19 protein-coding genes are annotated in these 23292 nt (G+C 47.0%); 13 read left to right on the forward strand and 6 right to left on the reverse strand.

Features of this window, described 5'->3' with window-relative positions; translation table 11 throughout:
• The first annotated feature begins 260 nt into the window (after nucleotides 1–260).
• The 6 genes from J4G07_02720 to J4G07_02745 all read left to right on the forward strand — a co-directional run bounded on the left by J4G07_02720 (nucleotide 261) and on the right by J4G07_02745 (nucleotide 5186).
• Nucleotides 261–608 (forward strand): STAS domain-containing protein, encoded by a 348-nt coding sequence (locus J4G07_02720; protein ID MCE2412893.1) that lies wholly within the window; start codon nucleotides 261–263, stop codon nucleotides 606–608.
• 63 nt (nucleotides 609–671) lie between these two features.
• Nucleotides 672–1025: an STAS domain-containing protein gene (locus J4G07_02725; GenBank protein MCE2412894.1), complete on the forward strand. Its 354-nt coding sequence runs from the start codon at nucleotides 672–674 to the stop codon at nucleotides 1023–1025.
• Between the two features lie 101 nt (nucleotides 1026–1126).
• Nucleotides 1127–1888 (forward strand): universal stress protein, encoded by a 762-nt coding sequence (locus tag J4G07_02730; protein ID MCE2412895.1) that lies wholly within the window; start codon nucleotides 1127–1129, stop codon nucleotides 1886–1888.
• Between the two features lie 50 nt (nucleotides 1889–1938).
• Nucleotides 1939–3474, forward strand: coding sequence for a PAS domain S-box protein (locus J4G07_02735; GenBank protein MCE2412896.1), 1536 nt, complete (start codon nucleotides 1939–1941; stop codon nucleotides 3472–3474).
• A 105-nt stretch (nucleotides 3475–3579) separates the two neighbouring features.
• Nucleotides 3580–3999 carry a response regulator gene (locus J4G07_02740; protein MCE2412897.1) on the forward strand — a complete coding sequence of 140 codons (420 nt, stop codon included), beginning with the start codon at nucleotides 3580–3582 and terminating at the stop codon, nucleotides 3997–3999.
• On the forward strand, nucleotides 3996–5186 hold the full coding sequence (locus tag J4G07_02745; GenBank protein ID MCE2412898.1) for a SpoIIE family protein phosphatase: 1191 nt from the start codon (nucleotides 3996–3998) through the stop codon (nucleotides 5184–5186). The genes J4G07_02740 and J4G07_02745 overlap by 4 nt, the downstream gene beginning before the upstream one ends.
• Here the strand turns inward: J4G07_02745 and J4G07_02750 are convergent.
• Nucleotides 5183–5638, reverse strand: a complete 456-nt coding sequence (locus tag J4G07_02750; GenBank protein ID MCE2412899.1) for an ATP-binding protein — start codon at nucleotides 5636–5638, stop codon at nucleotides 5183–5185. The two genes, J4G07_02745 and J4G07_02750, sit on opposite strands and share 4 nt — an antisense overlap.
• An 18-nt stretch (nucleotides 5639–5656) precedes the next feature.
• Nucleotides 5657–6001: an STAS domain-containing protein gene (locus J4G07_02755; GenBank protein ID MCE2412900.1), complete on the reverse strand. Its 345-nt coding sequence runs from the start codon at nucleotides 5999–6001 to the stop codon at nucleotides 5657–5659.
• Nucleotides 6002–6305: 304 nt separating this feature from the next.
• Between J4G07_02755 and J4G07_02760 the strand changes: the two genes are divergently transcribed.
• From J4G07_02760 to J4G07_02780, 5 genes are all read left to right on the forward strand, one after another.
• A complete protein-coding gene (locus tag J4G07_02760) occupies nucleotides 6306–8639 on the forward strand; it encodes a 30S ribosomal protein S1 (protein ID MCE2412901.1) in 2334 nt (777 codons plus the stop codon).
• 263 nt (nucleotides 8640–8902) lie between these two features.
• Nucleotides 8903–10027, forward strand: coding sequence for a methionine adenosyltransferase (gene metK / locus J4G07_02765; protein MCE2412902.1), 1125 nt, complete (start codon nucleotides 8903–8905; stop codon nucleotides 10025–10027).
• Nucleotides 10028–10066: 39 nt separating this feature from the next.
• Nucleotides 10067–11329 carry an adenosylhomocysteinase gene (locus J4G07_02770; GenBank protein MCE2412903.1) on the forward strand — a complete coding sequence of 421 codons (1263 nt, stop codon included), beginning with the start codon at nucleotides 10067–10069 and terminating at the stop codon, nucleotides 11327–11329.
• A 72-nt stretch (nucleotides 11330–11401) separates the two neighbouring features.
• Nucleotides 11402–11632, forward strand: a complete 231-nt coding sequence (locus tag J4G07_02775; protein ID MCE2412904.1) for a hypothetical protein — start codon at nucleotides 11402–11404, stop codon at nucleotides 11630–11632.
• Between the two features lie 93 nt (nucleotides 11633–11725).
• A complete protein-coding gene (locus J4G07_02780) occupies nucleotides 11726–12631 on the forward strand; it encodes a bifunctional hydroxymethylpyrimidine kinase/phosphomethylpyrimidine kinase (protein MCE2412905.1) in 906 nt (301 codons plus the stop codon).
• On the opposite strand, the gene lpdA is transcribed toward J4G07_02780, so the two are convergent.
• Nucleotides 12628–14016, reverse strand: coding sequence for a dihydrolipoyl dehydrogenase (lpdA, locus tag J4G07_02785; GenBank protein ID MCE2412906.1), 1389 nt, complete (start codon nucleotides 14014–14016; stop codon nucleotides 12628–12630). The two genes, J4G07_02780 and lpdA, sit on opposite strands and share 4 nt — an antisense overlap.
• Nucleotides 14017–14368: 352 nt before the next feature.
• On the opposite strand from lpdA, the gene ggt reads away from it, so the two are divergent.
• Complete coding sequence (gene ggt, locus J4G07_02790) at nucleotides 14369–15979, forward strand: gamma-glutamyltransferase (protein MCE2412907.1); 1611 nt, start codon at nucleotides 14369–14371, stop codon at nucleotides 15977–15979.
• 423 nt (nucleotides 15980–16402) lie between these two features.
• Nucleotides 16403–20893, forward strand: a complete 4491-nt coding sequence (gltB, locus tag J4G07_02795) for a glutamate synthase large subunit (GenBank protein MCE2412908.1) — start codon at nucleotides 16403–16405, stop codon at nucleotides 20891–20893.
• Between the two features lie 318 nt (nucleotides 20894–21211).
• Here the strand turns inward: gltB and J4G07_02800 are convergent, their stop codons facing one another.
• The 3 genes from J4G07_02800 to J4G07_02810 form a co-directional block, all read right to left on the reverse strand.
• Nucleotides 21212–21634, reverse strand: a complete 423-nt coding sequence (locus J4G07_02800; protein ID MCE2412909.1) for a biopolymer transporter ExbD — start codon at nucleotides 21632–21634, stop codon at nucleotides 21212–21214.
• A gap of 53 nt (nucleotides 21635–21687) precedes the next feature.
• Nucleotides 21688–22140 (reverse strand): biopolymer transporter ExbD, encoded by a 453-nt coding sequence (locus tag J4G07_02805; GenBank protein ID MCE2412910.1) that lies wholly within the window; start codon nucleotides 22138–22140, stop codon nucleotides 21688–21690.
• Nucleotides 22141–22253: 113 nt separating this feature from the next.
• Complete coding sequence (locus tag J4G07_02810; GenBank protein ID MCE2412911.1) at nucleotides 22254–23246, reverse strand: MotA/TolQ/ExbB proton channel family protein; 993 nt, start codon at nucleotides 23244–23246, stop codon at nucleotides 22254–22256.
• Nucleotides 23247–23292 lie beyond the last annotated feature (46 nt).

The following is a 23292-nucleotide window of genomic DNA, read 5'->3' on the forward strand; positions in this document are numbered from 1 at the left end:
TCAGGAATATTGAGACCCAGATTTTTTTTGCCCAAAAAATTTAAAAATATAGACCGATAGTAAGTAGTTTCCTTGCAGTTGGAGGGCTGTCCTTACTTTAAGGAAGTTTTAAGTTTGAAAAGAGCAAATTCTTTTTGGCAAGGTTTCGCAAAATCAAAGATATCCTCAAATTGCAGGTTGACAAATATTTTCAAATAGTTTAGAATTAGAAGTGTGAATCGAAGTTTCAGTTTTCCAGCAAATAAAAAAAGGAGACAATCATGGCAACCACGATTCGCCAGAAAGATGGTGTTGCAATCTTAGAACCGAGTGGAAAAATAATGGGTGCCTCAGTATCGGAATTACGAGAGGCAATCACCTCGCAGATTGATGCCTCCGATGCGCCACGCATTCTCATTAATTTCGATCGGGTCAACATGATGGATAGTTCAGGTCTTGGCACGCTGATGGGGGCACATGTCGCCGCAACGCGAAAGAAAGGGCGTATTGGTGTCATCAACGTCGGAACAAACATAAAAAATCTTATTGTCCGTAGTCGGCTCGTCAGCATCTTTGAACATTTCGAGACCGAGGACGCTGCAGTTTCGGCACTGTCAAGCGAGAGTTAAGTGCTGTGATTGGAATGTCCGCCCATAACCTAAACGCGCAGTAGTATTAGGAGTATGTACACTATGGCAATCACCGTGTCTGAGAAAGAAGGTGTCATTATTTTCAGACTGAGCGGCAGAATTATCGCCCCGGGGGTTACAGAAGTATCGGAAACCGTGGAGGAGGCACTCGCAGTGCACTCCTCACCTCCGAGACTCGTGTTTGACTTCAAAGAAGTAACGGGAATGGACAGTTCTGGGCTTGGTGTCCTCATGAAAGTCTATTCCGATATCCACCCCCGCGGCGGGGAAATAGCAGTGATTAATGTCAACAAACATGTCAAGAATCTTATTGTCATGGCGCGCTTAATCACTGTCTTTAAAAACTTTGAGAGCGAAGAAGATGCTGTTGCTGCCTTGCTGCAGCAAGCCGAGTGAGATTCAGACTAATCTTAGATTTATTGTAGCGAGGGTGCTTTGCTAACGTCGAAAACTTCTGAGTAAAGTCCTACTGCCTCGCATCTATAAGGGAATGTCTCATGATAAAAAATATCCTCGTTGCCATCGGTGATACGGATTACGAGAAAAATGCATTTGAGTACGCCGGACAACTCGCAGTCCTTTTAGGAACGCATTTATCGTGTGTTTTCTTTCAGGACAGCCAGCATGGTGGGAACGCTGATGTCGCAGAGACCGTCATACGTCGAACCGAGACGGAGTGCTCGCTTTACGATTTCTTGGATTACCACATTGAAGCTGTCGCTGGCAACCCGCGACAGATGATCTGCGAAAAAGCACATTCCGCGGACCTTGTTGTTGTCGGGCTTCCTGAAGATGTAAGAAAGCGTCGCCTGAAACTTATCCAAAACCAAATCGACGACGTGCTGCTCCACATCACGAGACCTATTATTGTGGTGCACGAACAATGCACACTCTTGCGGAAAATACTTGCTGTCCACCATGGAGATACCTATTCTGATCATGCCTTAGGGCTTGTCGCCGAAATCGGGGAGTTAACAAAAGCCGGAATATTGGGACTCGCCCTTTCAAGCACACAACAGGAGGCAACCCAGATTAAGCAGCAGATGGAGGCATATTTGAAATATTATGACGTTCAAGCCGACTTTCTCACGGCTCGTGGCTTTACGGTAACAAACATCTTGGAAAACGCAGAGGAAAATGATTGCGACCTCATTGCACTCAGCGCGAGTCATCATGGAAGATTGTACGAGCTTGTTTTCCAAAGTACTACGCAAAGTGTTGTAAAAGTCGCAAACCGGGCAGTTCTCGTAACAACATAAATTTACGTGACGCACGAGGTGCTCTTACCTCGCATCTTGTGGAGGTAAACATGAAGCTTAAAGACACAACTGGCAAGCACATATTAAGAGATGAAATCATTGAACCAAACTGCTTCTTAGAGATTTCCACGGATATGTTCGGGTATATCAGTTGTGACGGTAGTTTCGTCGCACTCAACTCGGTATGGGAAGAAATTCTTGGGTTCACAAAATTAGAACTTCAGAACTCCGAATGGTCTGCGCTCATACATCCGGAGGATCGGGAGGAGATGCTTAACGAGATCGAAAAGGTGAAAACAGGAAAACGTGTAAGACCCTTTGAAAGCCGGTTTCAGCGCAAAAACGGGTCCTACAGATGGTTAAGATGGCGCGCGATAAAAGATGCCGAGCAACAGCTCTGTTATGTCGTCGCAACAGATATAACACCTCGAAAGCAGTTAGAAGCAAGATTGAAAGAGAGTGAAACCCGATTCCAGCAATTAGCGGCGAAACATGTCCAAGAAGGGGATCTGTTGCATACCCTGATGGAGAATACCCCTGACCACATCTATTTCAAAGATACGGAGAGTAGATTTATACGGATCAATCGCTCTTTAGCAGATCGGTTCGGTTTAAAAAATCCCGCAGAGGCAGTCCAAAAAACCGACTTTGACTTCTTCACTCGTGAACACGCACAACAGGCATATCAGGACGAACAAGATGTCGTTGAATCTGGAAAACCAATTGAGGCGAAACAGGAAAGAGAGACTTGGCCCAATGAGCAGGATACCTGGGTATCAACGACTAAAGTCCCGATTCGAGATAGAGAGGGACGTATAGTCGGAACATGCGGTATTTCACGGGATATAACTGAGTACTATCGCGCCCAACAAGCCGTTGAGTACGCAAGCCGCGCCAAAAGTGATTTCCTCGCAAACATGAGTCACGAACTGCGCACACCTTTGAATGCGATCATTGGATTCGCTGAAATTCTACGAGATGAACTTGTCGGAAGCATTAACGCCGAGCAAAGAGAGTGCATTAATGATATTCACATTAGTGGCGAACATCTGCTCGAAATGATCAATGACATCCTTGATCTTTCAAAGATTGAAGCAGGAAAAATGGCACTCCAATTAGAGACCTTCTCTATTGTTGAAGCCGTTGAGGAAGTCAACGCCATTATTACCGCACTTGCTGTAAAGAAGGATCTTGACCTTACCTTGAACTATAACCAGAACGGTATGATTGAAGCTGACCGAGTTAAATTCAAGCAGATTTTCTATAATCTACTCTCCAATGCAGTAAAATTCACTCCAGAAGGCGGGAAAGTCGCGACGCAACTCGAAGTTGGAACGACAGAACTGCGAGCCGGAGTTATTGATACAGGTATAGGTATCTCCGAAGCAGATCAAGCGAAACTCTTCGCCCCGTTTACACAAATCGATACGTCAAAATCTCGGCGGTACGGTGGAACAGGTCTCGGTTTAGCCTTGACACATAGGCTTATCATGTTACACGGTGGCGAGATTAGTGTGACAAGCCAAGAAGGAGAAGGGAGCAATTTCGCTCTGAGAATCCCTCTTCAACAATTAAATAAGGTGTGAAACCAACATAGGTCTGGTAAAGAGACATAGGACGAACAAGGCAGGAGATTTGGCACCGCAACTTTCGTTCATTTCATAACTGCTGGCTTGAATAAAAGGCAACCTGTGAAAACTGAAAACCCACCCCCAACCGAAGAACAGGCAGAACCGCAAAAGCGTATTTTGGTGATTGAAGACCAAGAGTTGAACCGCAAAGTTGTGCGGATTGTCCTGCAATCGAAGGGGTATACAGTCGTGGAAGCGACTGATGCTACGGAAGCACTGGCAAGCTTGGAAGACGCAATACCACAACTCATTCTCATGGATATTGCTTTACCCGGACAAAGCGGCGAAGATTTAACACGACGGATTAAAGCCAATCTTGCATGGGTAGATATACCAATTATTGCCCTGACAGCCGCAGCTATGTCTGGTGACAGGGAACGCATTCTTAAAGCTGGATGCGATGATTATCTCAGTAAACCTATTGACATCAAAGTTTTAGTGGAGCGTGTAGAAACTCACATCAAGAGGACAGAAACATGAACAAGGAAGTGATTCCTGAACAGCAAGCAGATGCGAAAATCCTTGTGGTTGATGATGAACCCAAAAATGTCAGAATTCTCCAAATTCAACTCAACGCACGAGGGTATACAGTCTACACAGCCGCAGATGGACTTGAGGCACTTGATATCGTCGAAAAAGAAATGCCGGATCTCATCTTGTTGGACATCAACATGCCGAGAATGGATGGGTTTGAAGTTGTCAAACGAATCCGATTGAACGAGGTTACCGAATTTATTCCAATTGTGATGATAACGGCTCTACGGGACACCCGCGAAAATCGAATTAAATCTATTGAGGCTGGTGCCGATGATTTTATTGAGAAGCCTTTCGATAGTTTAGAGGTGCTCGCCCGAGTTCGCTCACTCTTGCGGATTAAACGCTACCAAGATACACTTGCAGAGTATAACACCCGTTTGCAAGAAGAACTCCAAATGGCACGAAGTATTCAAGAAATTCTGATTCCTCAGAATGGTGTGCAGGAATTGTCAGGATTTCGGATTGCTTCACACTGCCGACCTGAAATGGCAGTCGGTGGGGATTTTTTTGATATCTGGGAAATTGCACCGAATCGACTCGGTGTTTTTATTTCTGATGTTATGGGACATGGTGTTTCAGCTGCTTTCGTAACAGTCTTCATTAAAACAATTTTGGCAGAATTCCAGCAACAAATCGAAGATAATCCAGGGTATCTCCTTGAAATACTAAACACCCGTTTTAATGATTTGATTAGTTCACGACTGTTCATGTTTGCAACAGCCTTTTGCGGTATCATTGATCTTGATAAGGGCGAACTCATCTGTGCCAACGCCGGGCATTCATTCCCACTCCTGTACAACACCCATCAACAGACATACCAAGCTATTGGCGATCAACACACAGGAAATGGGTTGGGCATTTGGCGGGATTCTGTGTATGAAACGGTGCATTATCCATTTGATCGGTTGGGCAAAATGTTCCTGTATACCGACGGTGTTTACGAAGTTAAAAACCCACAAGGCGAAGAATTTTCAATAGAGCGCCTCCAAAAATTAGTGTGTACATGCGCAAAGAAATCTGCAGCAGAACTCATCACCAGCGTCTCGGAAGCCATTGATGCTTTCACCGACGACTGCCCGAAAGACGATGATCTAACACTTATCGCTCTTGAGGTTTCAGGGGGAGATTAAATTTCGATATCTCTTGGTTTTAAAAAACGAAAAACGACTCGAACGTCGGTTCCGCCTGCCTCATTTGGTCGCATTTCGTGCATATCCGAGAGAGATTTAGCGATGAAAATGCCGTGCCCACTCTCATTGTTTGGAGAACGGTTCATCTCAATCTCTGAAAGTCTTTCATGTGTTAGCCAACTCTTTTCTCCGGCATGCCGTGTACCCGTATCCCTTACTAAAATTTCAAGGGCATGTGTATCAATACGGATACACAGTTTAACACCGACTGTCGCATTCACCGAGCCGTGATGTACTGCATTACTGCAGATTTCGTCAAGCACGAGTTGAATGTCTGCTACACGTTTTCTGGAGAATCCGAGGCTTTTTGCGAGGTTTCCAACAAATGCCCGAGCAGGTTCTATATAAAAGGCAGCACTCGGAATTTGAAGTTGAATATCTGCTTGCGCCATGTACTAAATTTACTTTGTTTAAAACGCTGCGAGGGCACTGTTTTCTGATTCGTAGATTTCGACGACACTGGATGCACCAATAAGATTGAAGGTCCGTGTTAAATTGTCTGCAAGTGCGCAAATTTTAAGGTCGCCACCATTCTGGCGAAGCCGTTTTGCAACACCTACCAAGGCACCCACAGCCGTGCTGTTTATATGACTCACTTGACTGAGATTCACAACAACCCTCTCAACCTTCTCCGCTAAGAGTCCTTCAAGCATCTTCCGTAAATCGGATGCTGCGTAACTACTCAGGTCTGTTTTTATTTCAATTATTTTGATACCGGATTCCTCTCGGAGTTTCATTAATTTTGTCGAATCCATAGAAATCACCTCCCATAGATTAAAGCCAGTCCTAACTCAAGGAACCGTTCTTAAATCCTATCTTAAATCGATAAAAAAATCAAGCAAAATTCTGTGTTTGAACCGCAAATTACAGAGATATTTTCCAATGGCGATGCTTTCTCAGAATTAAATTATATGAATAAAAAAAATATTGTTGATTTTCTTTGTGCATTTATGATACACTATTATGCAACCGATTTGGAAGTGCCAAAAGCACTTTGAATATAAGGAGGAACTGGCGGATTAACGCCGTCGTGCGTTTTTAAATGGACCAGGTATCTTAATGAACAACGAACAAGCAAATACAAATGCGTCCACTGTTGATGTGGAAGATGAAAAACAACCAACTGAGGATTCAGTTGAAGTGAATCAGGAAGTAGCCAGCGAGACAGAGGCTTCAGAAGTTGCAGAAACAGCTTCTGCAACCAACACAGACACTGAGGAGTATGAAGAAGCCGCGGACAGTGAAGTGGAAGTGACTGCTGGCGATGCTGATGTTGAAGAAGCAACAACGCTTACTGATGAAACCGTCCCCGAAGAGGTAGTAGAGGTGGCTGATAGCGATGCTGAAGAAACAGTAGTAATCGCCGATGAAACCGTACCTGAAGAGGTAGTGGAAGTAGTCGCTGCGGATGCGGATACTGAAGAGACAGTAACACCTACTGACGAAACCGCCTCTGAAGAGGCAGCACCAGAAGAACCAGCGGAATCAATGAGTCCGGAATCTCTTGAAGAAGCGTATGATAATTCGATCAAGGCGTTTACAGATGGCGAAATAGTTAAGGGGATTGTCGTAGATGTCAGTCGCGATGAAGTAATGATTGACATCGGCTTTAAGTCCGAAGGTTATATCCCAGCGTCTGAATTCGATGCGGGACAAAACGATTTGCCTACTGTTCAGGTGGGCGATGAGATTGATGTCTATATTGTACGGCGCGAAGACTCTGAAGGACAAATAGTCCTTTCGAAAAAGATCGCCGATCAAACACTCATTTGGGATGAAATTGCGACCGCGTACGAAGCAGGTACACCCGTCATGGGACGTATCATCGAACGAATTAAGGGTGGGCTACGCGTCAGCGTTGGGTCCCTCCGAGGTTTTTTACCGGCTTCGCAAGTTGAATTGCGCCCTATCCAGAACCTTGAACAGTATGTAGGGCAAACGCTTGAAATGAAAGTTATCAGCCTGAGTAAGCGGCGGCATAACATTGTTTTGTCGCGGCGTGCTTGGTTGGAAGCCGAACTTGTCCAAAAACGCTCAGAAGTGCTCAACACACTTGAAGTTGGCCAACAGGTGACAGGAGTGGTAAAAAACATCACTGCTTTTGGTGCTTTTGTTGACTTGGGCGGCGTTGATGGGTTACTTCACAAGACAGATATGGCGTGGAAACGGATACATCATCCGTCTGATGTCGTCTCTGTTGGGGAGGAAATTGAAGTCCAGGTCATCGGTATCAACCAAGAGAATGAGAAAATTTCCTTGGGCTTGAAGCAGAAAACTCCTGATCCATGGACAGACATTGAGGGAAAATACCCGGTTGGCTCTACGGTTCGGGGTGTTGTTGTTAATATTGTCAATTATGGTGCGTTTCTACAGCTCGAAGAGGGTGTCGAAGGCTTAATTCATGTCTCTGAGATGGCATGGACCCGCCGTAACGTTGCCCCATCGAGAATCGTCAATAAGGGTGATGAAATTGAAGCCATTGTCCTGGAAATCTCAAGGGATGACAAACGTATTTCACTTGGGCTCAAGCAGCTGCAACAGAATCCTTGGGAACTTTTGGAAGAGAGATCCCCTGTTGGTAGCAAAATCACCGGACGTATCCGAAATTTAACCAGTTTTGGGGCGTTTGTTGAAATTGAACCAGGAATTGACGGTTTAATCCATACCTCGGATCTCTCGTGGACGAAACGTGGTACTGCAGCCAATGACGAACTTAAGGAAGGCAGTGAAATTGAGGTAGTCGTATTACAGATTGACGCCGCTGAACGTAGAGTTTCATTGGGACTCAAGCAGACACAGCCTGATCCATGGGCAGAAGTACCAGAAAAATACAAGGTCGGTTCTGTTGTCCGAGGCAAAATTGTCAATCTTACGAGTTTTGGAGCGTTCACGAAACTTGAGGAAGGTATTGAAGGCTTAATTCACATTTCTGAACTCGCAGACCGACGGATTGAAAAACCAGAAGAGGTGGTTTCCGTAGGCGACGAGTTAGATTTGAAAGTGATTAATCTATCTCCAAAAGATCGACGGATCGGATTGAGTTTGAAAGCACTCCTTGCCGAGCAAGAGCGCGCTGTGACAACTGAAGAAGAACAGCCGGTGAGAACGCGATCCGAACGACCACCTCGATCACGACGTGAACGGGAACCGAGACGGCAAATACCAGCACACGAAGAGACTGTCACCACATTAGGGGCATTGCTCAAAGAGGAAATGGGTAAGTCGAACGCGGAGAGTCCTGAAAACATTCAGAGCGTTGAAAGTGCGGAGAGTTCTGAGAACGTTGAGAACACTGAAAGCGTTGAGAGTGTAGAAAGTTCTGAGAACGTCGAAAACGTTGAGAGTGTAGAGAGTTCTGAGGACGTTGAGAACACGAAGAATTCTGAAAATTAATGTTTTTCGTATCCTCATCCTACATTAAATCCAAACTTTCGGAGCAGAGGCGAAAATATAAAGCGAAAAATCTCGCTGCGGAATGGATCTACATTTTTTAAAATGTAGGGGCGAGTTTTCGCGCGCCTATTTTCGTTATTTCACCTGCATGGGTGGGCATATTGCCCACCCGTCCTCTCTTGCACGAAAGGCTTGGTAAGGCACAAAGCCCTTGCTCCACAAGGCGGAGCGAGAATAGATACGTAGACTTAGGAGATGTGGAATTGAGCAAAAATTTTTTGTTTACGTCCGAATCCGTTACTGAAGGACACCCGGACAAAATCGCGGACCAGATTTCTGACGCGGTACTTGATACCATATTCACAAGCGATCCAATGGCGAGAGTCGCTTGTGAAACCTTGGTCACAACAGGACTTGCTGTCATTACTGGTGAAATCACAACCACAGCAAACTACGATGCCCAACAAATCGCACGAAAAGTATTAACTGATATCGGTTATACCGATATTGAATACGGCTTTGATGCCAAACGAAGTGCTGTATTGAGCATCATTGATAAGCAATCACCTGATATAGCAATGGGTGTAAACCCTGGTGGTGCAGGCGATCAAGGATTAATGTTTGGGTACGCATGTACCGAAACACCAGAATTGATGCCTCTACCAATTACTCTCGCCCATCAACTAACCCAGCGTTTGGCTAAAGTTCGCAAAGATCGTACCCTCCCGTTTATCCGTCCCGATGGAAAATCTCAAGTAACAGTAGAATATGTTGACAGTAAACCTAAGGCTGTCACTACAGTTGTCATTTCTGCACAACACGATCCTGATGTTACGGATAGCGAGTTACGAGAAGCGATTGTTGAAGAGGTTATCAAAGAAATTGTCCCTGAAAATCTCCAAAGCCCAGATATTAAATATCATATCAATCCAACCGGACGTTTTGTGACGGGAGGCCCCCAAGGTGATGCCGGATTAACCGGACGAAAAATTATTGTTGATACATACGGGGGGATGGGACGGCATGGTGGAGGTGCGCTTTCTGGGAAGGATCCTACTAAAGTAGATCGGAGTGCGACTTACGCAGCACGGCACGTCGCTAAGAACCTTGTTGCCGCGGGTCTCGCAGAGCGGTGTGAAATTCAACTCTCCTACGCAATCGGTAGAAAAGACCCTATTTCTGTCATGGTGGATACGTTTGGGACTGGCGATGCAGAGGCTCTCACTAAACTTGTCAACGCACACTTCGATTTAACACCGGCAGGCATCATAGAAGGGTTGAAATTACGCCAGCCTATTTATCAAAATACTGCCGCATATGGACATTTCGGACGTGAGGAACCTGGCTTCACTTGGGAAGAAACCGACTACGTCGAAAAACTCCGGTAGATTAAAAAATAAGAATACCAGAAAACATAAAGGAAAATAATGAACTACGACATAAAAGCAACGGAACTCGCGTCAGCTGGTAAACAACGAATTGATTGGGCAAACCGATTCATGCCCGTTTTAGATTCCATCCGCGAGCGGTTTCAGAATGAACGCCCGTTGGATGGATTGAGAGTCGCAGCGTGCCTACATGTGACAACTGAAACAGCTAACTTGATGAAGACCCTGAAAGCTGGTGGAGCCGAGGCGGTTGTTTGTGCGTCAAATCCACTCAGTACGCAGGATGACGTTGCCGCATCTCTCGTCGTTGACGAGGGAATTGGCGTTTTTGCTATTGACGGAGAGGATATAGAAACCTTTTACAAACACATTGATGCCGCTCTTGAGACGCGACCCGCGATCACCATGGATGATGGGGCGGATCTCGTCTCAAGGCTTCATTCTGAAGAAACGAATCCAGCTTTAGTGGAACAGGTCGTTGCAGGAACAGAAGAAACAACAACCGGCGTTATACGACTCAGGAGCATGGCAACCGAAGGTGTGTTGAAATACCCGATTATTGCTGTGAACGACGCACGGACGAAGCATTTTTTTGATAACCGATACGGCACCGGACAAAGCACATTAGACGGTATTATCAGAGCAACGAATCTACTCATTGCCGGAACGACAGTCGTTGTGGCAGGCTATGGTTGGTGTGGCAGAGGGGTCGCTAACCGGGCGCGCGGTTTAGGCGCGAATGTCATTGTAACCGAAGTCGATCCATTAAGAGCATTAGAAGCCGTGATGGACGGATTCCGGGTCATGCCGATGCAGGAGGCGGTCCAGGAGGCAGGTTTAGTCGTAACGCTTACAGGGGATATTCACGTCTTACGCAAGGAACATTTTGAAGTGATGAAAGATGGCGCGATTATCGCGAATTCCGGTCATTTTGATGTTGAAATTGACATACCGGCATTAGAGAAATTGAGCGTTGATAAAGGGAAAGCACGACCGTATGTAGATGTATACACCCTCGAAGGTGGCAAGAAACTCTATCTTGTTGGCGAAGGTAGATTGGTAAACTTGGCTGCTGCTGAAGGACATCCCGCGAGTGTCATGGACATGAGTTTCGCGAATCAAGCATTGTGTCTTGAGTACATCGCCCAAAATCAGGCTAATCTTGAGAGTCGTGTATATGATGTCCCCGAATCTATAGATGAAACCGTTGCGCAACTCAAATTGGAAGCATTCGGTATTGAAATTGATACACTCACGGCAGAACAGGAAAAATACCTCAACTCGTGGGAAATGGGAACTTAGCATCGTTTTTTCCAGCGTTGCTTCATATACTGTTCCAAGTTTCGATACCACCTTTTTATTAGAGAGGCACCTATGAAAAAATCAGAGATTTTAGAGGGAGCGATATTACTCCTGTCGGCGGTGCTATTATTACCGATCTGGATGGCTTCCTCTCAACAGATACAACTTCCACCGACGTTGTTGAAAGTGTTGAGTTTCTTGCAGTATCCAGTGATCATTGTGCTGAGTGTAATTTTCATTCGTCGCCTGCGACGGATTCTCCGCGCACTACGGGAAAACAAGAATAGACCGGGTCCCTTCTGATTTTAAGGAAATTGGACGTGCTGCGATAGGCGCGGTTTATAGGCTGGTATACTATAAACCGCGCCTCTATGTAGAAGGAGATGAAAGTTTAGGATGGGAGTCTTAATCGTTGGCACAGTGACCTTAGATACGGTGGAAACACCGAATAAACGCGTCGAGGATGCCTTGGGTGGTTCCGGTGTCTATGCTGCTGTCGCCGCGAGTTTTTTTCGAAACCCTGTTCGACTTGTTGGGGTCGTCGGTACTGATTTTCCACGCACTTACACAGATTTCCTCGATACCCGAGGGATTGACCTTCAAGGATTAAAACAAGTAGACGGTGGCAAATCGTTTCGATGGGGTGGTCGTTACACAGATGACTTTAACGTGCGCGATACACTGTTTACGGAGTTGAATGTTGTGAGTGATTTTCAACCTGTTTTGTCGGAAACTTACAAAGAAACCCCTTACCTCTTTTTGGCAAATAACTCGCCACGTTTACAATTGAGCATTATTGAGCAGGCAACACACCCAAAACTGATTGTCTGTGACACGATGGACTTTTGGATTAATGAGGAGCGGGAGGCTTTAGAGGCACTCTTAGCGCGTGTGGACATTCTTGTTCTGAACGATAGTGAGGCACTTTTGCTAACAGGCGATTCTAATTTGGTGCGAGCCGCACAAGCAATCCTGCGCTATGGTCCAAAGCGGGTTATAATTAAGAAAGGGGAGCACGGTGCGATCAGCGTGACGGAGTCATCTTTCTTTAGTCTGCCGGCATACCCGCTCACACAGGTAGTTGATCCAACGGGGGCTGGCGATAGTTTTGCTGGGGGGATGATGGGGTATCTGGCATCTATTGAGGACACGTCCGAAGAAGCGATACGCAGCGCAATGGTGTATGGAACGGTTATTGCCTCTTTTAATATTGAGGATTTCAGCATCAGCCGACAAAATGATGTACAGTTTTCAGAGATTTCATCGCGATATTGTGAACTTCAAGAAGCCGTCCGTTTTTAATGTAGACTGTGGATAGCTCTATCGTAAGCTGCTTCAGCGGATTCCATCACCATTTCTGCAAGGGTTGGATGCGCATGCACTGTCCCTGCTATGTCCATCGCAGTCGCACCCGTGCGAATCGCGACTGCGGCTTCGTGAATGAGGGTTGAAGCATGGGCACCAACGATATGAACACCGAGGATATCTCCGCTGTCGGCATCAGAAACGGTTTTAACAAACCCATCCGTCTCGCGTAGTCCCAATGCCTTCCCGTTCGCAGCATATGGAAATCGTCCTATTTTCACTTCGTAACCTTCATCTGTTGCCTCTTTTTCTGTCATACCGACGTGTCCAATTTCAGGTAAAGTGAAAACACACCACGGAATGACCTGATAATCCATCTCGATGCTATCCCCAAGACAGTTTTGTGCTGCAATCTTTCCTTCCGCCGATGCAACGTGTGCCAATAGATACCGACTTGCGACATCTCCAACGGCATAGATACCCGCAACGTTCGTTTGCATTCGGGTATCCACGACAATTTTTCCACCTTCTGTGCGGATGCCAACCTTTTCTAAACCTATCCCATCTGTGTTGTAACGCCTACCAATCGAGACGAGCATCTTTTCTGCCGCCATCTCTTCACCGGATTCGAGCACTGCTGTGACACCCGCATCCGATTTTTTGACATGGGTGAGTTTTGCACCCGTGTGGATAGTGATACCTTTCCGTTTCATGAAAAGTTGAATATGTCGGATAACCTGGATATCTTCAGTTGCCAAAATTGTAGGGAGTAGTTCCAACACAGTCACGCGGCAACCGAGTGCATTAAAGATGGAAGCAAATTCACATCCTGAAACGCCAGCGCCAACGATCAGTAGGCTTTCAGGGAGTTCCGTGAGATTAAGAATACCTGTTGTCGTCAAGACTTGGCTCTCGTCAATTTCAAAAATGGGCGGTTCTGCAGGTTCGGAACCTGTGGCAATGATAATATTTTTTGCGTGTAATTGTTCCGTTGTCCCGTCAGGTTTGCTAACGATAACGGTATTTCTGTCAATAAGCGTTGCTGTTCCGTTAAGGCTATCGATCCCATTCGCTTTCAGCAGCTGCGCGATACCGCCTGTGAGCTGCTGGATAACCGAAGTTTTATGATTCAATACTTGCGAGTAATCGATTGTCGTCTCGCCGTTGATATTCACACCGAAGGTAGATGCTTCTTGAACCTGTGTTGCCAAGTTGGCAACTGCAAAAAGGGTTTTCGTTGGGATACACCCGCGATTCAAACAGGTGCCACCCCACTCTCCCTTTTCTATCAGGCAGACGCTGCCACCACGTTGCGCCGCTTTAATAGCCGCGACGTAACCTCCTGGTCCTCCGCCTATTATTCCGAGATCATACGTCGACATTTTCTAACCATGGCCTCCTGAACATCGCTCCACTGCATTTCGCTATGCGTTCCGGTTAATTCCGACACGCTTAAGGATCTACACAATTCTAGGAGTCTCTCCGCCTCACCAAAAGCCTGCGTGAAACGCGGTGGGAAGCAGAACAGAAACTTAATAGTTAATGAATTGAATTTTATCACAAAGGTTGAGGGTTGTCAAGGTGAGATAGTCTAAGAGCAACACCATCCAATCCCTGAAGATCGGCACTCTTACACAGTGCTCCCTCGGAAATCAAGTGTGCTTTTGGTGCTAAATTTGACAAAAAATGTGAGGTGTGCTACAGTGACACCAGTCTGAAAACAGGAGAAAACGGATGTTTGATGGGTACTCACCAAACCAATTTGGGCCTGGGCGTTCAGCTGTCATCTGCCAACATGGAGCGGTCGCAACGAGTCAACCACTCGCCGCGCAGGGAGGGTTGCAGATTTTACAGGCTGGTGGAAACGCCGTTGATGCAGCGGTCGCGACTGCAGCGATACTTAACGTTGTCGAGCCAATGTCAACTGGCATCGGTGGAGATGCCTTTATGCTCGTTTATCAGCCCAAAGATGGAGTGATTCGTGGCTTAAATGCGAGTGGGAGGGCACCTTACGCTGCAGAACCGAAGTTCTTTACTAAGCAGGGGTTGATGAGTATACCTTCTTTTGGCAGTATGTATCCCGTCACGGTCCCTGGTACAATTGACGGGTGGGCAACGCTCCTCGACGAGTGTGGCACAATGTCGTTAGCGGAGGTCCTTCAGCCTGCCATCAATTACGCGGAAAAAGGTTTCCCAGTCAGCCCACAGATTAGTCTCGCATGGCAAGAAAGCGCACAAATGTTGGCGCAGCATCCCGACACAGCGCGGACATACCTCCAGCATGGAAAGGCACCGGCACCCGGGGAAATCTTTTACCAACCAAACCTTGCCCGGACATTTCGGTTGATTGCAGAAGGAGGGCGCGATGCCTTCTATCAAGGGGAAATTGCTGACAACATCGTGAAATTCTCCGATGAAAACGGAGGCTTATTTACGCAACGTGACTTTGCCGAACACAGATCAGATTGGATAGAACCGATTTCTACCAGTTATCGAGGCTACGATGTTTATGAGATACCACCGAATGGACAGGGCATCGCTGCACTTCTCGCACTCAATATCGTTGAAGGATTTGAATTCGGAACGATGGGGCATAACAGTTCTGAACATCTACACCGTGCAATTGAGGCAATGAAATTGGGGTTCGCAGATCTCTATGAATACGTGACGGATCCGACATTTGTGGATGTGCCAGTAGACGGACTGCTTTCCAACGACTATACAGAAAGCCAGCGAGAGCGAATTTCACCAGAGCGGGCAAACATGCAACCAAGCCCTGGTATGCCCACAATCGGAAGCGATACGGTGTACCTCTGTGCGGTTGACAACGAACGCAATGTCGTCTCTTTTATTAACAGTCTTTTCGCTGGATTTGGTTCAGGCTTAGTTGCTGGCGATACAGGTATTATGTTACAAAATCGGGGGGCAGGTTTTTCGCTTAATCCCGACCATGCGAATTGTATCGCTCCACATAAACGGACATTGCATACTATTATCCCTGGTATGATTGTGCAAAACGGGGTGCCCTTAGTCACCTTTGGTGTCATGGGAGGACAGATGCAAGCACAGGGACATTTACAATTTGTATGCAACCTTGTGGATTTCAATATGGACGTGCAAAACGCTTTAGATGCACCTCGGTTTCGAGTGATGGACGACTCGCGGATTATGCTGGAGACAGGTATTCCGATGAATATACAAGCCGCATTGGCACAGAAGGGACATCATATCATACCGGGAAACACTTTTTTTGGCGGAGGACAAGCAATTTTCATCAATCCATCCTTCGGCACGCTCGTCGCAGGTTCAGATCCAAGACGCGATGGCTGTGCTGTCGGCTATTGAGGCGAGAGGATTTTTTTTGACTTTTGGCTTAAATTAAGGTATAATATTAAAACTACAGGCGGTTTGGGTTCAAAAACTGAGAACCAAACCGAAGCATGTAAGCCCGCCAAACCGGTCGCGAATCACCGTTGACGCGATCGCGGATCGCCGTTGATTTCAAAGGCTCTCTTGCCTTGGGGCGCGCTACCTCTGGCAGGATACGAGTAGTCAGCGTCCGATTTAAGCCGTATGGAACGTCCTATCCAGCCTTAAAAAAATAAAATCCGTTTTTTGATTGTTTGTATCCTTGATAAAAAGGAGTAGGGCTAAGACACGTACACCTCGCCCTGCGGATAACATACAAAATGGCGAAAAGCGCGAAGTCCACTCTACAATGCCAATGCAAAAGAAATAAAGAAGAATGTATGGAGAATCAGTTTGCAAATGTATAATGAATTAAATGAAAAAGATGCCTGTGGCGTTGGTTTTGTCGCGAACCGTTTTGGAAATCGGAGCCATGATATTATCAAAATGGCGACACAAGCGGTCACGAATTTGACACATCGAGGCGCAGTGGCGGCTGATGCCAAAACAGGAGACGGAGCAGGCATTTTAACGCAAATTCCAGGAAAAATATTTCAAAAAGAACTTCAGAAACTCGGTGTCCACCTTGATTCGATAAATGATATGGGTGTCGGGATGATTTTCCTACCGAGGCATGACCGGGATGCACAGGCACGCGGGCGCGCAATCGTTGAAGAGACATTACAGCAGTACGGTGTTCCCTTCCTTGGATGGCGTTCTGTTCCTCAGGACTTTTCCGCTCTCGGTGCTAAAGCATTGGAAACGCTACCGGAAATCCAGCAGGTATTGGTGGGGCGTCCAGAACAACTCGCTGATGATGCTTTTGAACAACGTTTGTATCTGATATGTAAAGAGTTAGAGCATCGTGTTACAGCAGCACTCGACGAATTCCATATCGCCTCTTTTTCGCATCGGACGATTGTCTATAAGGGATTGCTCGTAGCACCCCAGCTTACCCAATTTTATCCGGATTTAAAAGATCCCGATTTTCAGGCAGCACTTGCCGTTTTCCATCAACGCTACAGTACAAATACCTCGTCCACATGGATGCTTGCCCAACCTTTTCATACACTGGCGCATAATGGCGAAATCAACACCTTGATGGGCAATCAGAACTGGATGCGGGCGCGCGAATCCGACTTGCAATCACCCCTATGGGGTGAAGACATCCGAAAACTCATTCCAATTATCAACCCACATGGAAGCGATTCCATGAGTTTGGATAATGTGTTAGAGTTGTTAACACACTCCGGTCGCGGTATCCTACATGCCATGATGTGTCTTATCCCTGAAGCCTATGAGCAGATTCCGGATATGCCGGACGAGTTGAAAGCCTGTTACGAGTATCTCTCATGTGTCAGTGAACCTTGGGATGGACCGGCGGCGGTCGCGTTTACAGATGGCGTTGTTGTCGGCGCAAGTTTGGATAGAAATGGACTGCGACCCGCACGCTACAAGGTCACCGAAGACGGGACGGTTGTTATGGGGTCCGAAGTCGGAATTATTGAACTTGATGACAGTTGCGTCGTCGAAAAGGGACGTTTGGGACCAGGGCAAATGATTGCTGTCGATACCGCACAGGGAAAATTGCTGAAAGATGTCGAGATTAAACATAATGTTGCCAAGCAGAAGCCTTATGCTGAGTGGGTGAAGAAAGGTAGCGTAACGCTACCAACCGAAAAAGATGGGGCGTATGTCACGACAGATGCTGTCCCTGAACAATTGTCAACATACCAGAAAGCTTTTGGCTATATGACTGAAGACATAGAGCGCTTTATTAAACCTATGGTGTCGGAAGCCAAGGAAGCCGTTGGCTCAATGGGCGATGACACACCGCCCTCTGTAATTTCTCGGCATCCGCGTTTGCTCTATAGCTACTTCAAACAACGTTTCGCGCAGGTTACGAATCCACCTATTGATTCGATCCGGGAACGTTTGGTGATGTCTCTGACAACACACCTCGGAAAACAGTATAGTTTGCTCACAGAAACTCCAGAACACGCTCGACTTATTCGGTTACATTCCCCAATTTTGACAAATACAGATTTACAAACATTGCGTGAACTGGATATATCCGATTTCCAGATAGAGACACTCCCTGTTTGCTTCCCCGTGGTCTCCGGCAAACAAGGCTTGGAAGGCGCATTGGAAACACTCTGTCAACGTGCCTCCGAGGCTATTGATCGCGGCGTAACACTTCTCGTGCTAAGTGACAAAGAGGTGAATCCTGACCTTGCTCCGATTCCGATGGCACTTGCTATTGGGGCTGTTCACCACCATTTGATTCGAGAAGGAAAGCGAATGCGGGCAAGTCTCATCGCTGAAACTGGAGATGCGAGAGAAGAACACCATTTTGCTGTTCTTCTTGGTTACGGCGCAACTGCAATCAATCCTTACCTTGCTTTCTCAACGATTCTTCAACTTGCTGAAGATGGTGAATTCGCAGAACTCGCCGCGTCGGAAGCCATTGACACTTATAAAGCAACCGTCGAAAAAGGTATTTTGAAAATTATGGCGAAGATGGGAATTTCGACGGTGTCAAGTTATCACGGTGCCCAAATCTTTGAAGCACTTGGTATCAATTCAACGGTTATTGACAAATGCTTTACAGGCACCACCTCACGCTTAAGTGGCATTGGCTTTGCTGAAATCGCAGCGGAGACGCTCCACTTCCACACAAAAGCGTTCTCTGGAAGTGAAGGCGACGCGTCCTTGGAAGAAGCAGGCTATTTCCGATTCCGTAGAAACGGTGAATTCCATGCCTTTAATCCGACGGTATTTAAGTCACTTCACCGATTTGTTAAGGGCGGTAAGCCGGAGGACTACGAAAAATATGCTGATGCTGTCGAAAGTGGAGAACCTTCCAGCTTACGAGATCTGCTGGCTTTCAAACCCAGCACCCCGATTCCGATTGAAGAGGTAGAGCCAGCAGAAGATATTGTTCGACGTTTCACAACGGGTAGTATGTCTTTTGGCGCGTTAAGTCGCGAGACACACGAAACTTTGGCAATCGCGATGAATCGTCTCGGCGCAAAATCAGGGAGTGGAGAAGGTGGTGAAAGTACGACACGCTTCAAACCCCAACCCAATGGAGACCTTGCTTCGAGTGCCATTAAACAGGTAGCGTCCGGACGGTTCGGAGTGACACCAACATATCTCATATCGGCGAAGGAACTGGAAATTAAGATGGCGCAGGGATCCAAACCTGGAGAAGGTGGACAGATTCCAGGGCATAAAGTAACAGCCGAAATCGCTTCTCTTCGCCACTCTGTGCCAGGAGTGCCACTGATTTCACCGCCTCCACATCATGACATCTACTCCATTGAGGATTTAGCGCAGCTCATCTACGATCTAAAACAAGCGAATCCACGGGCAAAGGTCGCTGTAAAACTGGTATCCGAATTTCTCGTTGGAACGATTGCATCGGGGGTAGCAAAGGGCTACGCCGATGTAATACAAATCAGTGGGCATGAGGGAGGTACTGGGGCATCCCCGCTCAGTTCCATTAAGAACGCTGGGACCCCTTGGGAACTCGGACTTGCTGAAACACAGCGGGCACTTGTGACGAATGAATTGCGGGATCGTGTCGTGTTACGGGCTGACGGTGGGATGCGTTCTGGACGTGACATTGTTATTGCGGCAATGTTAGGGGCAGAAGAATATGGATTTGGAACGATAGCGATGGTCGCGACGGGGTGTGTAATGGCACGCCAATGCCACTTAAATACGTGTCCGGTTGGTGTAGCTACCCAGGATCCAGCACTCCGTGCCAAATATCCCGGCACCCCCGAAATGGTGGTGAATTTCATGCTCGGGGTGGCGAATGAAGTCCGAGCTATTCTTGCCAACCTCGGTCACAGGAACCTCAACGATATTATCGGGCGCCCGGAGTTACTTCAACCGATCGATCTCGCAGATTACCCGAAAACTGAAACGCTGGATTTGAGTGAAATTCTGACCCCTGCCGATCCAACTGGAACGCAGCCGCGTTACCATCTACAAAATCGAAACGATCGGGACGACATCTCTCTTGACGATCAGATACTGAAGGATGCTGAGGAAGCAATTTCGCAGAAAACAACTATCCAACTCTCTTATGCCATCCGGAATACGCACCGAACAGTGGGTGCAAAGTTGGCCGGTGAAATTGCGGCGCGCTATGGTGATGCGGGCTTACCTGATAGGACGATCCAGTGCGACTTTAGGGGGAGTGCAGGACAGAGTTTCGGTGCTTTCTGTATCAGCGGCGTACAATTCGCGTTGACAGGCGAGGCTAATGACTATGTGGGTAAGGGCATGGCAGGCGGGGAAATTATTATTAAACCGGCGCCGACTGCACAGTTCCCAACTTATGAAAATACAATCATTGGAAATACAGTGTTGTATGGTGCCACAGGCGGTACGCTTTATGCAGCGGGAAGAGCTGGTGAACGGTTCTGTGTCCGAAACAGCGGGGCAACTGTTGTCATTGAAGGCGTGGGGGATCACGGTTGTGAATACATGACCGCCGGAACAGCCGTAATTCTCGGCGAGACAGGCAGAAACTTTGGTGCCGGAATGACCGGTGGTATTGCTTATGTTCTCGACGAAAAACAACAGTTCGAGAGGAAGTACAACTCGGATTGGGTGAAGTTAGAAAAGGTAACGAGTGAGACAGATGTTAAGAGTCTGATGGCACTTATACAAAATCACGCGGCTTATACCGGCAGTGAACACGCCGAGAAAATTCTCACCAATTGGGAGGATGTTCTTCCGCATTTTTGGAAGGTGGTAACACCACCACCGCCACCACTGCCAGCACCTGTCCAGTTGAAAAGAAGAGCCGCGGGACGTAGAAGTCGTAAACGCTAAAAACTTAGTTGTGGAATAGGTGTCAACACCTTACTTTTTGGGGTATATTGCCAAAAAAGGCAGCCGAAGCTGCCTTTTTTGTGTTAACTGCGTTACAGTTTTCATTCCTCTTCCGGGACCACGAAAGCGATTTCAAGTCCCTCCGTTTTACTGGGGCGTTGTTTCGCTCATTTAAATTATTGTTAGTTTTAAAACACCTGAAAGTTTATAAGGTGACGCGTGTTCTTCAGATGGTTCTGCTTACAAGAATACCGATTATTAGATGCAAAAAAAAAGGCAGCCGAAGCTGCCTTTTTTGTGTTAACTGCGTTGCAGTTTTCATTCCTCTTCCGAGACCGCGAAAGCGATTTCAAGTCCCTCCGTTTTACTGGAGCGTTGTTTCGCTCGTTCCACCACATCAATGACGACACCGTGTTTCGCACGCTTATCTGCCTTGATAATTAGGGTGCTGATCTGGTTTTCATGAGCTGCGATAAAAAGTTCCATGTCTTCCAGTGTCAACATCTCTTGGTCATCGATCGAAATCCGTCCGTCACCGCTAATGAAGAGGTTATACTTCTTCCGTGTGAACTCGTGCTTAGTTGCGGAATCGGGTAGGGTGACCGTGAAAGGCGGGGGAACCCGCATGACAGCAGATACCATGAAGAAGATAAGCAACAAAAAGACACAATCGATCATTGGTGCCATCGGAATGTCATCATCGTCGCCTGTTTTCTTCCGCCGAGACATGTTCAAAGCCATCTGAATTCTCCTTCTATAAAGAGTGGAGTGCTATTATCGTCGCATGAGATAAGTCAATCTCTCGCGACAATAGCGAACCCGATTTTATCTATACCTGCTTGTTTTGCTATATCCATCACTTGCACGATCTGTTCATGTAGCACTTCACGTTCGGATTGGATAATGAGCATACTTGTTGCTTCTTCAGGTGCATTAATGAATCGATTGAACATTTCATCAATCTGGACGACCTCATCGTTTAGCACCATGGTGCCTCTGTCATCACCGGGTTCCGGGTTTGCGATTCGGACAGTCAACCCTTTCGGTTTATCGGGTGAGGGTTTCCCCGGTGGGGGCAACTGTACCCGAAGGCCTGGAATCGGTGAGAAGGTTGTCGATACCATGAAGAAAATCAGGAGCAGGAATACACAATCAATCATAGGTGCCATACTGAGTGTTGGTGGCTTGCGCTCCCGAATTTTGGTCGCAAGCAGACTCAATTTGACGTCACCGCCGGCTTGTTGCATTTCAGAATCTCCTTTTGTGTTAATGAGACTAAGGCTAAGGTGCGAGGACCTGGTAGCCTACAAAGCCTATGAGGAGAGGGCGAGTAAAAGTACCCGCCCGTTCCGTTCCAAGATTAGGCATCGCCGCCTTCACTAACGATCAACTGGTTCACAATCTCGGTGGAAACCTGGGAGATCTCGACCATGTGCCTGTTGACCCAACTATCAAAGAGTTGGAAGAAAATCAAGCAAGGGATAGCAACTGTCAAACCAGCAGCAGTTGTGAGAAGTGCCTGTGAGATACCACCGGCGAGCTGCTGCGGGTCACCGGTACCTTCAAGTGCGATTGTAGTAAACGCACTAATCATACCTGTAACTGTTCCGAGCAAACCAAACAACGGAGACACGACTGCAACGGTACCGAGGACCGGCAGATTTCTTTCGAGTTCAGGAATTTCAAGGAGACTTGCTTCCTCAATAGCTTCCTGAATTTCCTCTTTGGTAATGTCGCGCTCCTCAATTTGGGCTTGGCTGTATCGTAGCAATCCTGCTTTAAGAACGTTAGCGAGCGGTCCACCGGCTTCTTCGCAAGTCGAAACGGCTTCCATAATGTTCTCTTTCCGCAGTGAGTCAGCGATAGTGGCGATAAACTGTTCGGTTCCAATGCGTGAACGGCTCCGAACGAAGGTGAAAAGTCTTTCGATAATGAAAGTCAACGCCGTGATGGAACAGAGGGCGAGGGGCCAGAAGACGAATCCAAACTTTTGGAAGAAAGTAACGATATTGTCTTTTTTCGTCATCTTGAGTGGGACAAAGTGGTCACCGCCATTAACGACTGTAACGGGTTTACCAAGTCGATCACCGTATCCTTCTCTGTAGATACTGATGAGGTAACGACCTGCGGGAACTCCCGAGCGCTCATAGTCGCCGTTAGCATCCGTCATCGCTGCAAATTCTTCGCCACTTTGGGCAACAATCTTGACTTCAACGCCTTCAATTGGGCTCTGTGCTGTGGTTGTATCAACAATTTGGCCCCGGACGGTTCCGCCGCTATCCTGTGCGAAGACAACACCGGCAGACATACCGATACAGGCGACCAACATTAACACCAAACTTAAACGAGTCATTCGTTCTGATCCTCCTTAGGATAACTTACCAAATACGCAGGCAAGT

This window comes from Candidatus Poribacteria bacterium (genome assembly GCA_021295715.1).
Lineage (GTDB): Bacteria > Poribacteria > WGA-4E > WGA-4E > WGA-3G > WGA-3G.

Excerpts from the sequence above, each read along its gene's own strand:
- lpdA (MCE2412906.1), bottom strand. The coding sequence starts at position 14,016 with ATGTCGACGTATGATCTCGGAATAATAGGCGGAGGACCAGGAGGTTAC.
- J4G07_02780 (MCE2412905.1), top strand. The coding sequence starts at position 11,726 with ATGGGAGTCTTAATCGTTGGCACAGTGACCTTAGATACGGTGGAAACA.
- J4G07_02750 (MCE2412899.1), bottom strand. The coding sequence starts at position 5,638 with ATGGCGCAAGCAGATATTCAACTTCAAATTCCGAGTGCTGCCTTTTAT.
- J4G07_02805 (MCE2412910.1), bottom strand. The coding sequence starts at position 22,140 with ATGCAACAAGCCGGCGGTGACGTCAAATTGAGTCTGCTTGCGACCAAA.
- J4G07_02760 (MCE2412901.1), top strand. The coding sequence starts at position 6,306 with ATGAACAACGAACAAGCAAATACAAATGCGTCCACTGTTGATGTGGAA.
- gltB (MCE2412908.1), top strand. The coding sequence starts at position 16,403 with ATGTATAATGAATTAAATGAAAAAGATGCCTGTGGCGTTGGTTTTGTC.
- J4G07_02775 (MCE2412904.1), top strand. The coding sequence starts at position 11,402 with ATGAAAAAATCAGAGATTTTAGAGGGAGCGATATTACTCCTGTCGGCG.
- J4G07_02810 (MCE2412911.1), bottom strand. The coding sequence starts at position 23,246 with ATGACTCGTTTAAGTTTGGTGTTAATGTTGGTCGCCTGTATCGGTATG.
- J4G07_02755 (MCE2412900.1), bottom strand. The coding sequence starts at position 6,001 with ATGGATTCGACAAAATTAATGAAACTCCGAGAGGAATCCGGTATCAAA.
- J4G07_02730 (MCE2412895.1), top strand. The coding sequence starts at position 1,127 with ATGATAAAAAATATCCTCGTTGCCATCGGTGATACGGATTACGAGAAA.
- ggt (MCE2412907.1), top strand. The coding sequence starts at position 14,369 with ATGTTTGATGGGTACTCACCAAACCAATTTGGGCCTGGGCGTTCAGCT.
- J4G07_02745 (MCE2412898.1), top strand. The coding sequence starts at position 3,996 with ATGAACAAGGAAGTGATTCCTGAACAGCAAGCAGATGCGAAAATCCTT.
- J4G07_02735 (MCE2412896.1), top strand. The coding sequence starts at position 1,939 with ATGAAGCTTAAAGACACAACTGGCAAGCACATATTAAGAGATGAAATC.
- J4G07_02800 (MCE2412909.1), bottom strand. The coding sequence starts at position 21,634 with ATGGCTTTGAACATGTCTCGGCGGAAGAAAACAGGCGACGATGATGAC.
- J4G07_02770 (MCE2412903.1), top strand. The coding sequence starts at position 10,067 with ATGAACTACGACATAAAAGCAACGGAACTCGCGTCAGCTGGTAAACAA.
- J4G07_02720 (MCE2412893.1), top strand. The coding sequence starts at position 261 with ATGGCAACCACGATTCGCCAGAAAGATGGTGTTGCAATCTTAGAACCG.
- J4G07_02725 (MCE2412894.1), top strand. The coding sequence starts at position 672 with ATGGCAATCACCGTGTCTGAGAAAGAAGGTGTCATTATTTTCAGACTG.